Source organism: Hymenobacter radiodurans, from assembly GCF_004355185.1.
Lineage (GTDB): Bacteria > Bacteroidota > Bacteroidia > Cytophagales > Hymenobacteraceae > Hymenobacter > Hymenobacter radiodurans.
The window spans coordinates 3,366,797-3,379,761 of sequence record NZ_CP037922.1; the positions used below are offsets into that span (position 1 = coordinate 3,366,797).

A 12,965-nucleotide genomic window follows, 5' to 3' on the forward strand; every position below is an offset into this window, starting at 1 on the left:
CCCAGCTCCAAATGGAACCAGGCTTTTTGTATATGTAGTGAGTTAAACTTTAAGCGGCAGCCGACTCACCGTTCTCACGGTCTTCGATAGCCTTGCGCAGCTTGGCTACAGCTTGGTTAGCACGCTCCTCGTCCAGGCGGTTGATGTTAAGCAACATCTTAGTCTTCTCCTGGCGCGTAATCACCGGGTGGTTGAGCAGGCGGATGATTTCCTCCTTCTGCGCAGCCGTAGCGTACGCAATGGCTAGGGCCGGAGCCTCGGTAGGCTCAGCGGGTACGGCCTTCATGGGCGTAGCCTCAGCAGCTACAGCGGCGGGAGCAACAGTAGGGGCTACAGTCAGCGCGGGTTTAACCTCTGGCTGATTGCCACCATACTCCATCTCCTCAGCAGGCGTAGGCTCGTAGCCGGCAGCGCGAATAATCCAAGCGAGAATATTGCGGTAGGCCTTGCCAATAGCACGCGTCTGCGCCATACTCATGATGGCAAACTCCTGGTAGAACTTCTTACCCGACTCTTTATTCGAACATACAGCAAAGCCAGCGCCTACCGTATGACCCGAGCGCAAGTCGAACAAGGTCACCTTAGCTTGATATTTCAACTCCGTCTCGGTGCTGACATTGATGACGTGGTCAACGATAGGCACGATCCCTAGGCGCGAGCCAGCATACTGCCAGCCTTCCACGTTCACAAACTCTTTGCCCTGCACCGTCGTCGTGAGCTTGTTGTCTTTGATGAACTTCGCCAGATCAGTAGCCAAGTGCAACGTCTCATCGGAGCGCGAAATATCGTAGCTCTCAATCTTGCTCTTGCGAGCCTGGTCTTTAACGGGTTTGGTTACTTCGTTCATGGCGGTTTCCATAAGTGTCCTGTAGTACGTTTTGTTATTTGGGTATATAACTAAAGATACGAGCGAAAGGTGCAAAAAGCGTGCTTTTTATATGTAATTTTTATTACTGATTATCAGACACTTATGAATTGAATTCCTAAAATTTTTAGAAAACTAAAAAACAGGTACTTTTTCGTTCTCTCTCAACACCTTTTTTGGCTTATCTGGTTTCTATTTAACCCCATGAAAAAGCCCCCAGAAACGTTTCTGGGGGCTTTTCTCAATTAGTTCTTAACCGGACTCTACTCCGTAATGTAGCCGTCTTTCATGGTAATGGTGCGGTCGGCCATTTCGGCCAGTTGGTCGTTGTGCGTCACGATAACAAAGGTTTGGCCTAGCTCCTTTCGCAACAGAAAGAAAATCTGGTGTAGCTCCTGCGCATTTTGCGAATCGAGGTTGCCGCTGGGCTCGTCGGCAAAAATGATTTCGGGCGAATTGATCAAGGCCCGAGCTACCGCCGTACGCTGCTGCTCCCCACCCGACATTTCAGATGGCTTATGGTCGGCGCGGCGCTCTAGGTTCAACATCCCCAGCAATTCGCGGGCTCGTACGCGCACTTCCTTCTCCGAGCGACCTGCCAAATACGCCGGCAAGCACACATTCTCCAGAGCCGTAAACTCGGGCAAAAGATTATGAAACTGGAAAATGAAGCCGATGTGTCGGTTGCGAAACCGCGCTAAGTCGGAGCGCCCGAGGGAGCTAACCGACTGACCATCAAAGAGCACCTCGCCCGTGTCGGGGTTGTCCAACGTGCCCAGAATGTGTAGCAGGGTACTTTTGCCCGCCCCCGATGAACCAACGATGGACACGATTTCCGACTTCTCAATCGTCAGGTCGATGCCCTTAAGCACTTCCAGCGTGTTGTAGCTTTTGCGAATATTTATGGCCTGCAGCAAACGATAAGCGAATTGGGGGTGAGCAGTTGGGAACAAACAAAGCTACGGATCAATCGCAGATTATGACGTCCAATTCAATTCCTTAGCTTGTGGGAAAGTGCTGGGGGGCAAATTCCGAATTTGCTGCCTACATTTTAGCTTCCTGCAGCTACTAATCTGTTTATGCCCAACTCTCTATTGTTCCGTCGCTGGTGGGCGTTTGTGCCGCTGCTCACCCTACTAGGGTTGGCAATTGTATTAGCCGCTGGCTGGTGGTGGCCGCGGTTGGCTCCTTCCTACCCCATTCCGGCTGCTACGGCGAACGTAAGCATCGCGGTCAACTTGAATAACCGCATACGTGGGGTAAGCTGGGTAGGCAGCGACTCCATTACCGATGTTGAGCTGGCCCCATTGCAGCAGCACAACGTAACTTGGATAGCGCAAACGCCCTTTGGCTGGCAGCGCGGTGCCACCTCTCCCACCATTGGTATGCACACCGGGCGTGGGCGCGTATATTGGGGCGAAAGCGACGCAGGCCTCATTCAGACAGCTCAACTAGCCCGCAAGCGCGGTCAGCATATCCTGCTCAAACCTCATCTGTGGGTGCGCGGCGATGGCACCTGGCCCGGCGACATCCGCATGACCTCCGAGGCCGACTGGAAAGCCTGGTTTGCGAGCTACACGACCTTCATACTGCACTACGCCGAACTGGCTGAGCAACAAAAACTTGACGGCCTGTGTATCGGCACCGAGCTAGAGCAAACAACGACTGCTGCCCACGAAACCGAGTGGCGCGCCCTTATTCGTCAGATACGCCAAGTGTACCACGGCCCGCTCACCTATGCTGCCAACTGGAGCGGTGAGTACGAGCATATTCGATTTTGGGACGCGCTAGATTACATTGGCATTCAAGCCTATTTCCCGCTCACCAAGAACCGCAAGCCCACCAAAGCTGAACTGCTGGCAGGCTGGCAGCCACATCTGAAAGCCATCGAGCGGGTGCAAAAGCGTTTCGACAAGCTTGTGGTTTTCACTGAAATGGGCTACAAATGCACCGCCGACGCTGCCGTGGAACCTTGGGTCTGGCCCGACCGCACCACAGCTTTCCTACAACTCGACGAGGACACACAAGCCACTTGCTACGCGGCCATGTTCGAGACGTTTTGGACGAAAAAATGGTTTGGGGGGCTTTTTGTCTGGAAGTGGTATCCGAAACTAGCTCCTGACGGCCCAGCCCGGCGCCACGCTGATTTTACGCCCCAACATAAAGAGGCTGCCCAAGTTATGGCACAGTGGTTTGGAAAGTAGATGTGGCATTTGTAACGCCCCGCGTCGCATTTTTGCCTACTTTCGTGCACTGAACACCACCCCATCATCCCATTGAACTGACCTCTATGAACATTCACGAGTATCAGGGTAAAGAAATTCTTAAAAGCTACGGCGTACGCATTCAGGAAGGAATCGTGGCCGAGACGCCCGAGGAAGCTGTTGCCGCTGCCAAGCGCCTAACCGAGGAAACCGGCACTAGCTGGCACGTTATCAAAGCGCAAATCCACGCCGGCGGACGCGGTAAAGGGGGCGGCGTAAAGCTGGCCAAGAACCTGGACCAAGTGAAGGAAGTAGCTGGCCAGATCATTGGTATGCAGCTGGTTACGAAGCAAACCGGTGCCGAGGGTCGCAAAGTACATAAGGTACTTGTCGCTCAGGACGTGTACTATCCCGGCGATTCAGAGCCGAAGGAATATTACATGAGCGTACTGCTAGACCGCTCTACTGGCCAAAACGTTATCATCTATACCACTGAAGGTGGCATGGACATCGAGGAAGTTGCTGAGCAGCACCCCGAGAAGATTCACCGTGAGCACGTTGACCCGCGTGTAGGCTTGCAGGGCTTCCAGGCTCGCAAAATTGCTTTCAACCTGGGCCTCACCGGCGAAGCGCAAAAAGAGATGGTGAAATTCGTAACAGCTCTGTACAAGGCCTACGACGAAACCGACTCGGCTATGTTCGAAATCAACCCCGTGTTGAAGACTTCGGACAACAAGATTCTGGCCGTCGATGCCAAAGTAACCCTCGACGAGAACGCCCTTTTCCGCCACAAGGACTTCGCCGCCCTGCGCGACACCAACGAGGAGGACCCACTAGAAGTAGAAGCTTCCGAGTCGAACCTCAACTATGTGAAGCTCGACGGCAACGTGGGCTGCATGGTAAACGGCGCCGGCTTAGCTATGGCTACCATGGACATCATCAAGTTGTCAGGTGGCGAACCCGCCAACTTCCTCGATGTAGGGGGTGGGGCCAACGCCCAGACCGTTGAAGCTGGCTTCCGCATCATCCTTAAGGACCCGAACGTGAAGGCTATTCTCATCAACATCTTTGGGGGCATCGTGCGTTGCGACCGGGTAGCCAACGGGGTGGTTGAAGCCTATAAGAACATCGGCGATATCAACGTACCTATCATCGTACGGCTGCAAGGCACCAATGCTGAAGAAGGCGCCCGCATCATTGATGAGTCAGGTCTGAAAGTGTTCTCGGCCGTATTACTGAAGGATGCCGCTCAGAAGGTGAAAGAAGTATTGGAATCACAGAAGGCATAAAGTCTTTCTGCTGTTACAACAAAAAGCCCCCCAGAGCTACTCTGGGGGCTTTTTGTTGTAACAGCAGAAAGACTTAAGCTGTAACGTTTGTATTCTCAGCAGTATTTGATGCTTCAACGCCATTACCTCCGGCTACGCCAGCATTTTCTTCGGGCTGTACTGGAACGGACTTACCCATCACGCGCAACTCTACTTCCATATTGCCGCGAGTACCTACCGAATAAGGACAAATAGTATGCGCCTGACGAACCATATCAATGGTTTTCTGTTCGTCAAATTTTTTCAGATCTACGTCCAGAATAGCGCTTAGGCCATAAGCCTCACCTTCCTGAAATAGCGTCACTGAGCATTTTACTTCGCTTTGTGAGTCGAGCCGGTCGCCATTACGCTGGGCTATTACTAGTAGCGCCTGCTGGAAGCAAGAAGCATAGCCTGCAGCAAACAACTCCTCCGGATTGGTAGCACCTTTTTTTCCCCCTAGGCCCTCAGGTACCGACATATCCAGATCAATAATGCCCGTGGCAGAGCGTACGTGGCCGCTACGGCCACCGACAGCCGCAGCATCGGCTGTATAAAGTGTTTTCTTTTCGTTAGTAGACATAAGCTAAGGGTTCAGGTTGTGTGTTTGAATTAACTGATTTTAGCCTTTTAAGGTTATACTGACTCACAGAACTACCCAAAAAGCCCCCACGTTTGGCTTGGCGTATTTTTCTCTCTACTTTTGCCCACCTTCCGGTCACGTCGTACAACGGATAGTATGAGAGTTTCCGAAGCTCTTGATCTAGGTTCGATTCCTAGCGTGACCACTTACAGCTGTTAAAAAGACCCTCTACGTACCGTAGAGGGTCTTTTTTGTTTTTACTTTGGAGCTCCTCAACACAAGCCGCTGCTTACTTCGCTCTTCTCCGTCTTGTTCAAGCGGCTGCCATTATGTTGCCGGGGGTAGCTTCGGCTCTGATAGCGAATAGTAAATCAAGAAGCGATTACTTATATTACTTGTTCGAAATAATAGCGATTGGGAGGTTATCAGGTAGTAAAGGGTATTATTTTTGAATTCCGTCCTCCTTCATATTACCTCTGCACTTAGACTTTCGCGTAGCTAATTCATCTTTATAACCATATGGAAGTACATCTACTCAATACCCCTCCGGATTCTCAATCGCTCAGCAATAAATCATCGGGTCCTAAAGTTGTGCTGGCTAGTCAGCATTGGATAGTGTCAGACAATGAAACGGCGCGAAAAGTGAAGTACATTTTTCGGCCAAATGGTGATCTATTAATTGCTCAGGTAAAAGAACGCAAATCTTCCATATGATGGCAATTTGCCCCAGCAATGAGGCAACAGTTGACTTAACTGAGCAAGTGATCTTCACACAACTTACTAGAGCAAATGCTCTCAACAGATGGCTAGTTGTGTATGTATAAAGCTCTGAAAGACACAAAAGGCGAAACCGAAAGCGCTGCATAGCTTTTGGCTAGGTACGGTTCTGCGTAAAAATACTGTGACTGGCCAATTCCGCTACTGCCAGCTCGTATACGCTCACTATCACATAGGCCCAAGTAAAGCCAAATCTGCTTTCCATTTTTCTATCTGACAATACTATTTGCTCCTACCATTTTATGCATGTGCTATCTACTTTCTTAGCTTAGGCCCTACCGCAATACCGGCAAAACTGTAAATGGTTAACCGGGGTACTGTTATTCAGAGAGTCGATTCGAGAGATAAAGAGGTTATGGTAAGACTCGCTTTAACTCCGACGTGTTTGTTGCTTGCTATATAATATTACCGTAAACGTTTAAGTACAAACAAGAAAGTGTGAATCATGACTCTTTACTGTAAAATTTTGACGTTTAAGCATTTGCTATAGTTTATAGATGTATATTAGCTAAGTGAGAGCTATTTCTCAACTATAACTATACTAATATGACTGCTTGGGCAATCGCGCATCAGGGCTGGTTACTAACACTAACCGGAATATTGCTTTCAATTTTTGGAGTGAACTGGCTCCTGAACAGATGGCATTCTCTTGCTAGAAAGGATCGAAAGGACACGAGCATCAGTACAATCGGCAGTAACCGGCCAGATTTTGACGTTGAAACTACAAATCGTTAAGTATTAAAGCCTTTGAAGCATACGAAACTATAGTCATGCTGTACCTAGTGTCGGAAATTTTACAGTTGGTAAGAAATTGACACTAAAAGCTAATTGAAATTTGTATTTTTCTTGTACTAAATTTTTAAGAATGATATTATATATTACTTAGTAATTGTTTACTATTCAGCAATTTGTGAAAATAACAGCTTTAATACTTTTGATTAATTACACGATTTAGATAGGATTAGTATCTAAATCTCAACAAGGAAAACGCAATAATTATTGGGAATAAATTATAACTTTCTTAACTTGTCATATATTTATAAAGGTTGTGATTTTTACTGGAAAATATGACTGAATGGTTAATTGAAAACAGAGAGTGGCTAGGTACCGCTATTCCTTTCTCTGCTATTATGAGTGCAATTATCTTTTGGCTTCTAAGCAGCGAGGATAAACCAGCTGTTATCCACTTACAGGACAAGCCGAAAGGTGTATCTTTTATTAGTAATACTCATGGCTACGCTGTTAGCAGTAAGATTGAGTTTCCTCTTCTTATGCCTGAGCATAAGAATGTTATGGTTATGAAATAAGTATTTGTCCGAATAAGTTGGTATGAGCATTTCACCAAATTATTTAGGTAGCGTATCTTCCTAAGCAGTATTACTCACTTTTGGCAGGCATAGGCAGTGCCACTCGTACTGTTGTTCCACGATCGGGATGGGAATCGAGCGAAAAACGCCCCCCAAGGAGTTCAGCACGATTACGAATGCTAATAATGCCCATACCTGGGTCGGAAGTTATTTCAGGAGAACTGGGCATTCCTTGGCCATTATCCTGCACGCTAAGAACCACCTGATCATCCTCTTGCTCTACTTGGATATGTACTATTCGGGCGTGAGCATGTTTGATAACGTTGGTCAAGAGCTCCTGAACAATACGGTATACAGCTAGCTCAAGCAGGAGCGGGCGGGGCTGGTCTAGGCCAGTCAGATGCAGATGAACCTTAAGCTTGCCTGGAGGAATATGCTTAACCAACTCCTGTAATGCCACTTCTAACCCAAAATCTTCCAGAATACCAGGTGTTAATTGGTGCGACACATTGCGTGTAGCCTGAATCGCTTCATTCAATGCTTGCCACACCGCCGGGTCGGGAGGAGACTGTCGGCCGTTCTCAAGGTTAAGTTTGGTCACGTAGAGCAGTTGGCCCACTCCGTTGTGCAAAGCCTCAGCAATTCGCTTGCGCTCAGCCTCTTGGGCAGCAAACACAGCCCTTACAACGGTTTGCTGCTGCTGACGTTGAAGCTGAACGGCATCGGCAAGCATGCGGTTTCGCTCGGTTATGTCACAAATGGTAATCAGGATACCCGTCACTTCGCCCTGATCAGTGTTTCGGAGGGGCACAAAATACATGTCGTAACTACCGGGTCGGAGCCTTAAGCGCTGGTTAAACAGTGTGATGGGCTTCCCATCCCGGACCTTCTCCAACAGGTTCCTCATCTCAGGCGTTTCGAGGTAATGAGGAAGGACGTCGAAAAATGAACGACCCAGCGCCTGCTCTTCCGGCACAGATGAATACTGAGCGGCGGTCTGGTTCCATGCCATCACGCACAGGTTCAGGTCTAGCGCAACCAAAGCGTCGGGGCTGTGATCAATCACTTGCTTGGTAAATGCCTTCTCAGCACGCAAATTCTTCTTCATCTGCTCCGACTCGGTGATGTCGAGGGAGAAGATGACAGCCTCCTGCTTTGCTCTATCGAAGAAGCCGTAGTTCTGATAATACACTTCGTTGCCTTCCCAGGCCACAAAGCTTACCGTACTGATAGAGTTACCGGCCAAAAGGTGACGTATGTGCTCGGCTTCATCCGGAAACCCATCGAAAATGCTAGCTCCCTGCAGCTGATTATCCTGGATACCCAAGGGGCGCAAACCTAATCCTACAAGATCCAGAAATACCCCCCTATGGTCGAGCCTGGTCAATACTACCGGCATATTATGTACCATGTAATCCAGAAGGCGATTCTTATAGCTTAGCTCTTGCTGGGCCCGACGCTTGGCGCTGATATCACGCAGTACTCCCAACAGCTGATCGGGTTGGCCTTCTTTTTTCTGTAGCTCACCCCGAAACCGTATATAGCGAATGGCTTTAGCAGCGCCTAACACCCGAAATTCCAAGACTAAGGGCCGACCGGTTTGCTGAGCCTGCGCTAAAATTTCGCTAACCGGAGCCAGATCCTCTGGATATATTTGTTGGGCAACTTCCTTGGCAGGAACAGGTTCCGTTCCGGGAGGCAGACCGAGTAAGTTGCGGGCGAGTGCATCGAGTACTACCTCTTTGCTCCCTAGAATATACCTCACAGTGCCTACGCCGGCAGCATCCAATGACCGCTGCTTGTCTTCTTCGCTTTCGAGGCGGTGCTGTTCAGCTATTTTGAGCGGAGTTATATCGCGCCAAACGGCATACAGAAGAGTGCGTGTGTCCATCTGGACTGGCGTGAGCATGATTTCCCCCCAGAACTTCTCACCAGTATACCTCTGGCCCAGCCACTCATAGCGATAGTGGCCCTGGGCTACAGCCCGACGGCAGTAATCGTCGGCACGCTCGCGGCTGAGATGACCGTCGGGCTGATGCTGGGGGGCAAATTCAGCGACATGACGGCCCAAAAGCTGTTGCTTGTCTGGGGCCCCAACCAGTGCCAACATGGCAGCATTGCAATCGACGAAGTAGTTATCGAGCAGCAGAAATACGGCATCACTACTGTATTCAAACAGGCGCTGAAAATTGTCGGCGGACGGGTTGGCGGAGGTGTGGGCCGTGGCCACCTTAGCGGCTTGTTGAAGGGCTTTTATTTGCTTCTGGGCGCGGTCCAACTCCTGCTGCTGCAAGCGTAGCATGGTTTCGTAGAGCAACTTTGGGGGCGGCTCCGCACTCAAGTAGGCAGCATCTGTGGTGGCCAGATGCTGCAATGCCTGTTGGCGCAATGCGTTAAGTTCTGTGGACGCAGGAACAGAAAAAGATCTAGCCATAATCAGATCAACTAGCTACGGCATGCGGCCATTATTAGCCGAACGGTTTGAGTATTAGCAAATTTGCCCCCAGCTCCCACTGACACTGAGGTTGAGTTAGTAAGCCACCGCCGTACAGTGGTTTACTACTACGGATACACGGCAATCGACTTGGATTTGGGCACTACTCATTGAGCCTAGCAATGCCTGCGCAAACGAGAGCTAGTCCAGCAATCCGTGCTCAACGGCATATTTGATTAAAGCAGCGGTGTTTTTTACCTGGGTTTTTTCCAGAATATTCTGGCGGTGGGTTTCTACCGTGCGCCGGCTGACAAATAGCTTCTCCGCAATGGCATTGTTCGTGAGGCCTTCCGCAATGAGCCGGAGCACTTCCAATTCTCGATAAGACAGGCCATCCACTTTTTTGGTCTCAGCGGAAGCCTCCGGGTGTAGCACTTTTTGCAGCAGCGACAAGCCAATGTCGCTGCATATAAAGCGCTTGCCAGATGAAACCGCGCGGATAGCCGCGATGATCTCGGCCTGATCCGCGCTTTTGAGAATGTAGCCCGCCGCGCCCGCATCCAGCGCCTGGCCCACGTACCGCTCATGGGCCAGCATGGTAAGCACCAACACGCGTATTTCCGGAAACTGCTCCCGCAGCACAGGCAGCGTAGCGAAGCCATCGAGCACGGGCATTTGCAGGTCCATGAGCACGATATCAGCGGGAGTTGTTGGCAGCCGATCCAGCAGTTCTTGTCCATTGCTGGCATCGCCCACGATAAGCAGGCCGGGTACCCCCGTTAGCAAGGCCTTCATTCCATCACGAACGAGGGAGTGGTCATCGACTAAGAACAAGCGAATCATGGGAGAGAATGTAAGTAAAATTTCGAATCACCCTACTGAGCAGCTAGCGAAGCGGCCCATCTCCCTGCATTTGTATATGAATGTAAGTAATTGCAAATGAGGTAAAAAACGATTCTTAAGAATGGGTCATTCAAATACCGAAAGGGAGTAAAATAAATCAAAATTTGCCCCCCATTTTCTACGAAACGAGTATAAGGCAATAGCAAAATGTGCGGGTCGAAAATCTATCTTGACTGACTCTATTTTACCTACCTATCATCTTATCCGACGCGTTATCCTACTTGATATATATGGCTGCTATTTTATCTGACCGCCAATCGGCCGCTTTTCGCTTAACCGATCGTCTTTGGCACCTGCGCGGCGTCGATGCCCTGCTCATGGCCGTTGACCGGGGCGGCGTAGCCATTGGCTCCGTGCTGGCTAGACTACTAGGTTTTCCGCTGGAGTTCTTGGCTGAAACAGAGGATTGGTTTGGTGAGAGAACAGAGGAAGAGGCTGAGTTGGTCGCACCATCATCGGCTCGTAAAGGCCAGACATTAATCGTAGTAGACGACGGAATGGCAACCGAAACGCGACTGGCTGCGGCCTTACGTATTGCCCGCGCCCGCCAGCCGACGCTGTTGGTACTGGCTTTGCCCGCGGCTCTGCCTGCCACCACAGCTCGCCTGCGCACTATGGCTGATGCCGTGATATATCTACAAAGCCCTACTCACAGCCAGGCGGTAGAAGAATGTTATGAGAAGCTACCCCCGGTAACGGATGCCGAGGTGGCCGAAGCAATGCGCGCTGCTAATGCTTAATGCTCGGAAGTAACAGGCATTTTCCTCAACGGCTCTGAGCATTGAGGGGGTATGCTAACGCTGTAGCTTACGCAGCGCCAACAGGCATAAAGCAACGGAGCCCGCCACCCGAATCTGGCCGCTAAGAATCATGCTTTCAACTTGTGTGACGGGCACTGTGAGTACCTCTATATTTTCGGTCGGATCGAGCTGCTGGTCGGCTACCAGCCGTGCGTTGCGGGCCAGAAAAAATGAGATAGTGTTTGTGTCCTTGGTGGGGTTATCGCTTACTTCCAACAGCAGCTCCAGCTGATCAGTAGTGTAACCGGTTTCTTCCAGCAGCTCGCGCCTAGCTGCTTCCTGGGGGGCTTTTTCGCCCTCGTCTACTACGCCTCCGGGCAGTTCAATCAGGATTTGGCCAAAGCCATGCTTGTACTGTCGGACCAACACGACCTGCTCGTCTTCGGTCACGGCGAATATCAGCACCACATTGGAGCGTACACTCACAAAGTAATCGTCGAGTTGTTGCCCGTCGGGCAGTTCCACATGGTCGCGGCGAACTTTATACCACGGATGATCAAATACCAGTTCAGATGTAAGCGTCTTCCAGGGCTCAATTTTTTTTGTCATGCTGTATCAATCAGAAATCAGTTGACAAGGTACTAAACGCCCCCGCAGAAGGAACAAGAGTCAGGGTTTTCGGCTGTGCCGGCAACCCCTAGCACCAAGCAGTGAGAAGCTATATGACAAACGCGCTTTAATTATTAGAACGATGGCTGGTAACGCGTTATCTTACAAACACTTTGGAAACGATTGTAAGCACTGATGCGACGCTTACACCATAGTATAGCTTCTGTCAACAGGTCACAGGGGCGTTGCCCACAACGTTAATTTGCTCATTTTTCCTCTCGCCTGTGAGTACCGTTACTCAGTATTTCCACAACGCCGCAGCAGTCATTACATACCACACGGCGGGGTATCTGCGCGTTACCTGGCACCCAACGGCCGTATCCGTGACCGAGCTACAGGCGATTTATGAGCATATACTCTACGCCATGCTTCACTATGGCTCCACCCAACTGATGAGTGTGCATGGTCAGCGGCCGCCCATGCCGCCGCCGCTGCAGGAGTGGCTAACTACGCAGTGGGTACCGCGGGCCATTGCGGAAGCGGGCTACGACAAGTGTGCCGTGGTAGAAGCCGAAACGCCTTTGAGTCGGCTGGCGGCTCGCTCTATTGGCAGTGGCCTTTCGCAAATGCTACGCTACAACTATTTCTCAACCATGCAGGACGCGGCTGACTGGCTCCAGAAAAAATAGCCAATTAATTGCCCCCCAGAATTTTCTAACCCGCCTCGCTCGTCACCAGACCCCGATGATAAACATATTCGGTGGCGGTAGCCATCAGTGCCTGGCTGCTTAAAGTAAAATAGGCATTCTCGGTACGGGTGCGAAACGAGAGAACTGAGGCCGTTACCTGCTGCCCTACCCACTCCTCCCCCAGCGGTCCGCTGGTAGGTGGGCCGTAGAGACGAATAAACTCCTGCCGCAGGCCCGCAATTACCTCAGTACCAGTGGCCAGCAAATCGATACGGTACAGCTGCTCGTCAAAAAAGCGGTAGTGAATCTGCCGGAGCGGATGGCTTAAGTACAGCAGGTCTTCCTGTTCGCGGGCATAGGTGGCTACGCGGGGTCGTGCAGGGCCGACACGAGTATCAGCCCACTCAGCTCATCCACTTTCTGCCCAAATCGAGCCTCCCGAAAGCCATTCTGCTGATCAAGATAACGCGTGCTGTCTACCATTACTTTTCACTGAAATTGCGCTAGGAATGACAGTCTTACCAGAGCAAATATATAATTTTTATAG

General features: G+C 50.5%; 12 protein-coding genes and 1 tRNA gene. 6 read left to right on the top strand and 7 right to left on the bottom strand.

All coding sequences use genetic code 11. From position 1 onward, the window contains the following. Window positions 1–49: 49 nt before the first annotated feature. Complete coding sequence (locus EPD59_RS15395) at window positions 50–859, bottom strand: hypothetical protein (RefSeq protein ID WP_240731445.1); 810 nt, start codon at window positions 857–859, stop codon at window positions 50–52. Window positions 860–1,128: 269 nt separating this feature from the next. Then, on the bottom strand, window positions 1,129–1,782 hold the full coding sequence (locus EPD59_RS15400) for an ABC transporter ATP-binding protein (protein ID WP_084444691.1): 654 nt from the start codon (window positions 1,780–1,782) through the stop codon (window positions 1,129–1,131). 162 nt (window positions 1,783–1,944) lie between these two features. On the opposite strand from EPD59_RS15400, the gene EPD59_RS15405 reads away from it, so the two are divergent. Then, window positions 1,945–3,069 (top strand): glycoside hydrolase family 113, encoded by a 1,125-nt coding sequence (locus tag EPD59_RS15405; protein ID WP_133273557.1) that lies wholly within the window; start codon window positions 1,945–1,947, stop codon window positions 3,067–3,069. 86 nt (window positions 3,070–3,155) lie between these two features. Continuing rightward, complete coding sequence (sucC, locus tag EPD59_RS15410) at window positions 3,156–4,358, top strand: ADP-forming succinate--CoA ligase subunit beta (RefSeq protein WP_133273558.1); 1,203 nt, start codon at window positions 3,156–3,158, stop codon at window positions 4,356–4,358. A 73-nt stretch (window positions 4,359–4,431) separates the two neighbouring features. Here the strand turns inward: sucC and EPD59_RS15415 are convergent, their stop codons facing one another. Continuing rightward, the gene (locus EPD59_RS15415) at window positions 4,432–4,959 is read right to left on the bottom strand and encodes an Ohr family peroxiredoxin (protein ID WP_133273559.1); all 528 of its coding nucleotides are present in this window, start codon (window positions 4,957–4,959) and stop codon (window positions 4,432–4,434) included. Between the two features lie 133 nt (window positions 4,960–5,092). Between EPD59_RS15415 and EPD59_RS15420 the strand changes: the two genes are divergently transcribed. Together EPD59_RS15420 and EPD59_RS15425 are read left to right on the top strand one after the other, a co-directional pair. After that, a tRNA-Arg gene (locus EPD59_RS15420) sits at window positions 5,093–5,164 on the top strand. A gap of 1,639 nt (window positions 5,165–6,803) precedes the next feature. Next, window positions 6,804–7,043, top strand: a complete 240-nt coding sequence (locus tag EPD59_RS15425) for a hypothetical protein (RefSeq protein WP_133273560.1) — start codon at window positions 6,804–6,806, stop codon at window positions 7,041–7,043. A 70-nt stretch (window positions 7,044–7,113) separates the two neighbouring features. Here EPD59_RS15425 and EPD59_RS15430 read toward each other — a convergent pair whose 3' ends face one another. Continuing rightward, on the bottom strand, window positions 7,114–9,477 hold the full coding sequence (locus EPD59_RS15430; RefSeq protein ID WP_133273561.1) for a sensor histidine kinase: 2,364 nt from the start codon (window positions 9,475–9,477) through the stop codon (window positions 7,114–7,116). A gap of 201 nt (window positions 9,478–9,678) precedes the next feature. Further along, complete coding sequence (locus EPD59_RS15435; protein ID WP_133273562.1) at window positions 9,679–10,320, bottom strand: response regulator; 642 nt, start codon at window positions 10,318–10,320, stop codon at window positions 9,679–9,681. 290 nt (window positions 10,321–10,610) lie between these two features. Here EPD59_RS15435 and EPD59_RS15440 point away from each other — a divergent pair, with 290 nt between their 5' ends. Beyond that, a complete protein-coding gene (locus tag EPD59_RS15440) occupies window positions 10,611–11,120 on the top strand; it encodes a phosphoribosyltransferase family protein (protein WP_133273563.1) in 510 nt (169 codons plus the stop codon). Window positions 11,121–11,174: 54 nt separating this feature from the next. Here EPD59_RS15440 and EPD59_RS15445 read toward each other — a convergent pair whose 3' ends face one another. Then, window positions 11,175–11,729 (bottom strand): NUDIX hydrolase, encoded by a 555-nt coding sequence (locus EPD59_RS15445; RefSeq protein WP_205703426.1) that lies wholly within the window; start codon window positions 11,727–11,729, stop codon window positions 11,175–11,177. Window positions 11,730–12,013: 284 nt separating this feature from the next. Between EPD59_RS15445 and EPD59_RS15450 the strand changes: the two genes are divergently transcribed. Next, window positions 12,014–12,418 carry a hypothetical protein gene (locus tag EPD59_RS15450; RefSeq protein ID WP_133273564.1) on the top strand — a complete coding sequence of 135 codons (405 nt, stop codon included), beginning with the start codon at window positions 12,014–12,016 and terminating at the stop codon, window positions 12,416–12,418. A 25-nt stretch (window positions 12,419–12,443) separates the two neighbouring features. Here EPD59_RS15450 and EPD59_RS15455 read toward each other — a convergent pair whose 3' ends face one another. Next, entirely contained in the window at window positions 12,444–12,683 is a 240-nt protein-coding gene (locus tag EPD59_RS15455; protein ID WP_133273565.1) for a hypothetical protein, read from the bottom strand. Window positions 12,684–12,965 lie beyond the last annotated feature (282 nt).

What these genes read in the sequence shown, in the direction of transcription:
- sucC (WP_133273558.1), top strand. Translation starts at nt 3,156, where the DNA reads ATGAACATTCACGAGTATCAGGGTAAAGAAATTCTTAAAAGCTACGGC.
- EPD59_RS15435 (WP_133273562.1), bottom strand. Translation starts at nt 10,320, where the DNA reads ATGATTCGCTTGTTCTTAGTCGATGACCACTCCCTCGTTCGTGATGGA.
- EPD59_RS15445 (WP_205703426.1), bottom strand. Translation starts at nt 11,729, where the DNA reads ATGACAAAAAAAATTGAGCCCTGGAAGACGCTTACATCTGAACTGGTA.
- EPD59_RS15395 (WP_240731445.1), bottom strand. Translation starts at nt 859, where the DNA reads ATGGAAACCGCCATGAACGAAGTAACCAAACCCGTTAAAGACCAGGCT.
- EPD59_RS15440 (WP_133273563.1), top strand. Translation starts at nt 10,611, where the DNA reads ATGGCTGCTATTTTATCTGACCGCCAATCGGCCGCTTTTCGCTTAACC.
- EPD59_RS15415 (WP_133273559.1), bottom strand. Translation starts at nt 4,959, where the DNA reads ATGTCTACTAACGAAAAGAAAACACTTTATACAGCCGATGCTGCGGCT.
- EPD59_RS15405 (WP_133273557.1), top strand. Translation starts at nt 1,945, where the DNA reads ATGCCCAACTCTCTATTGTTCCGTCGCTGGTGGGCGTTTGTGCCGCTG.
- EPD59_RS15430 (WP_133273561.1), bottom strand. Translation starts at nt 9,477, where the DNA reads ATGGCTAGATCTTTTTCTGTTCCTGCGTCCACAGAACTTAACGCATTG.
- EPD59_RS15425 (WP_133273560.1), top strand. Translation starts at nt 6,804, where the DNA reads ATGACTGAATGGTTAATTGAAAACAGAGAGTGGCTAGGTACCGCTATT.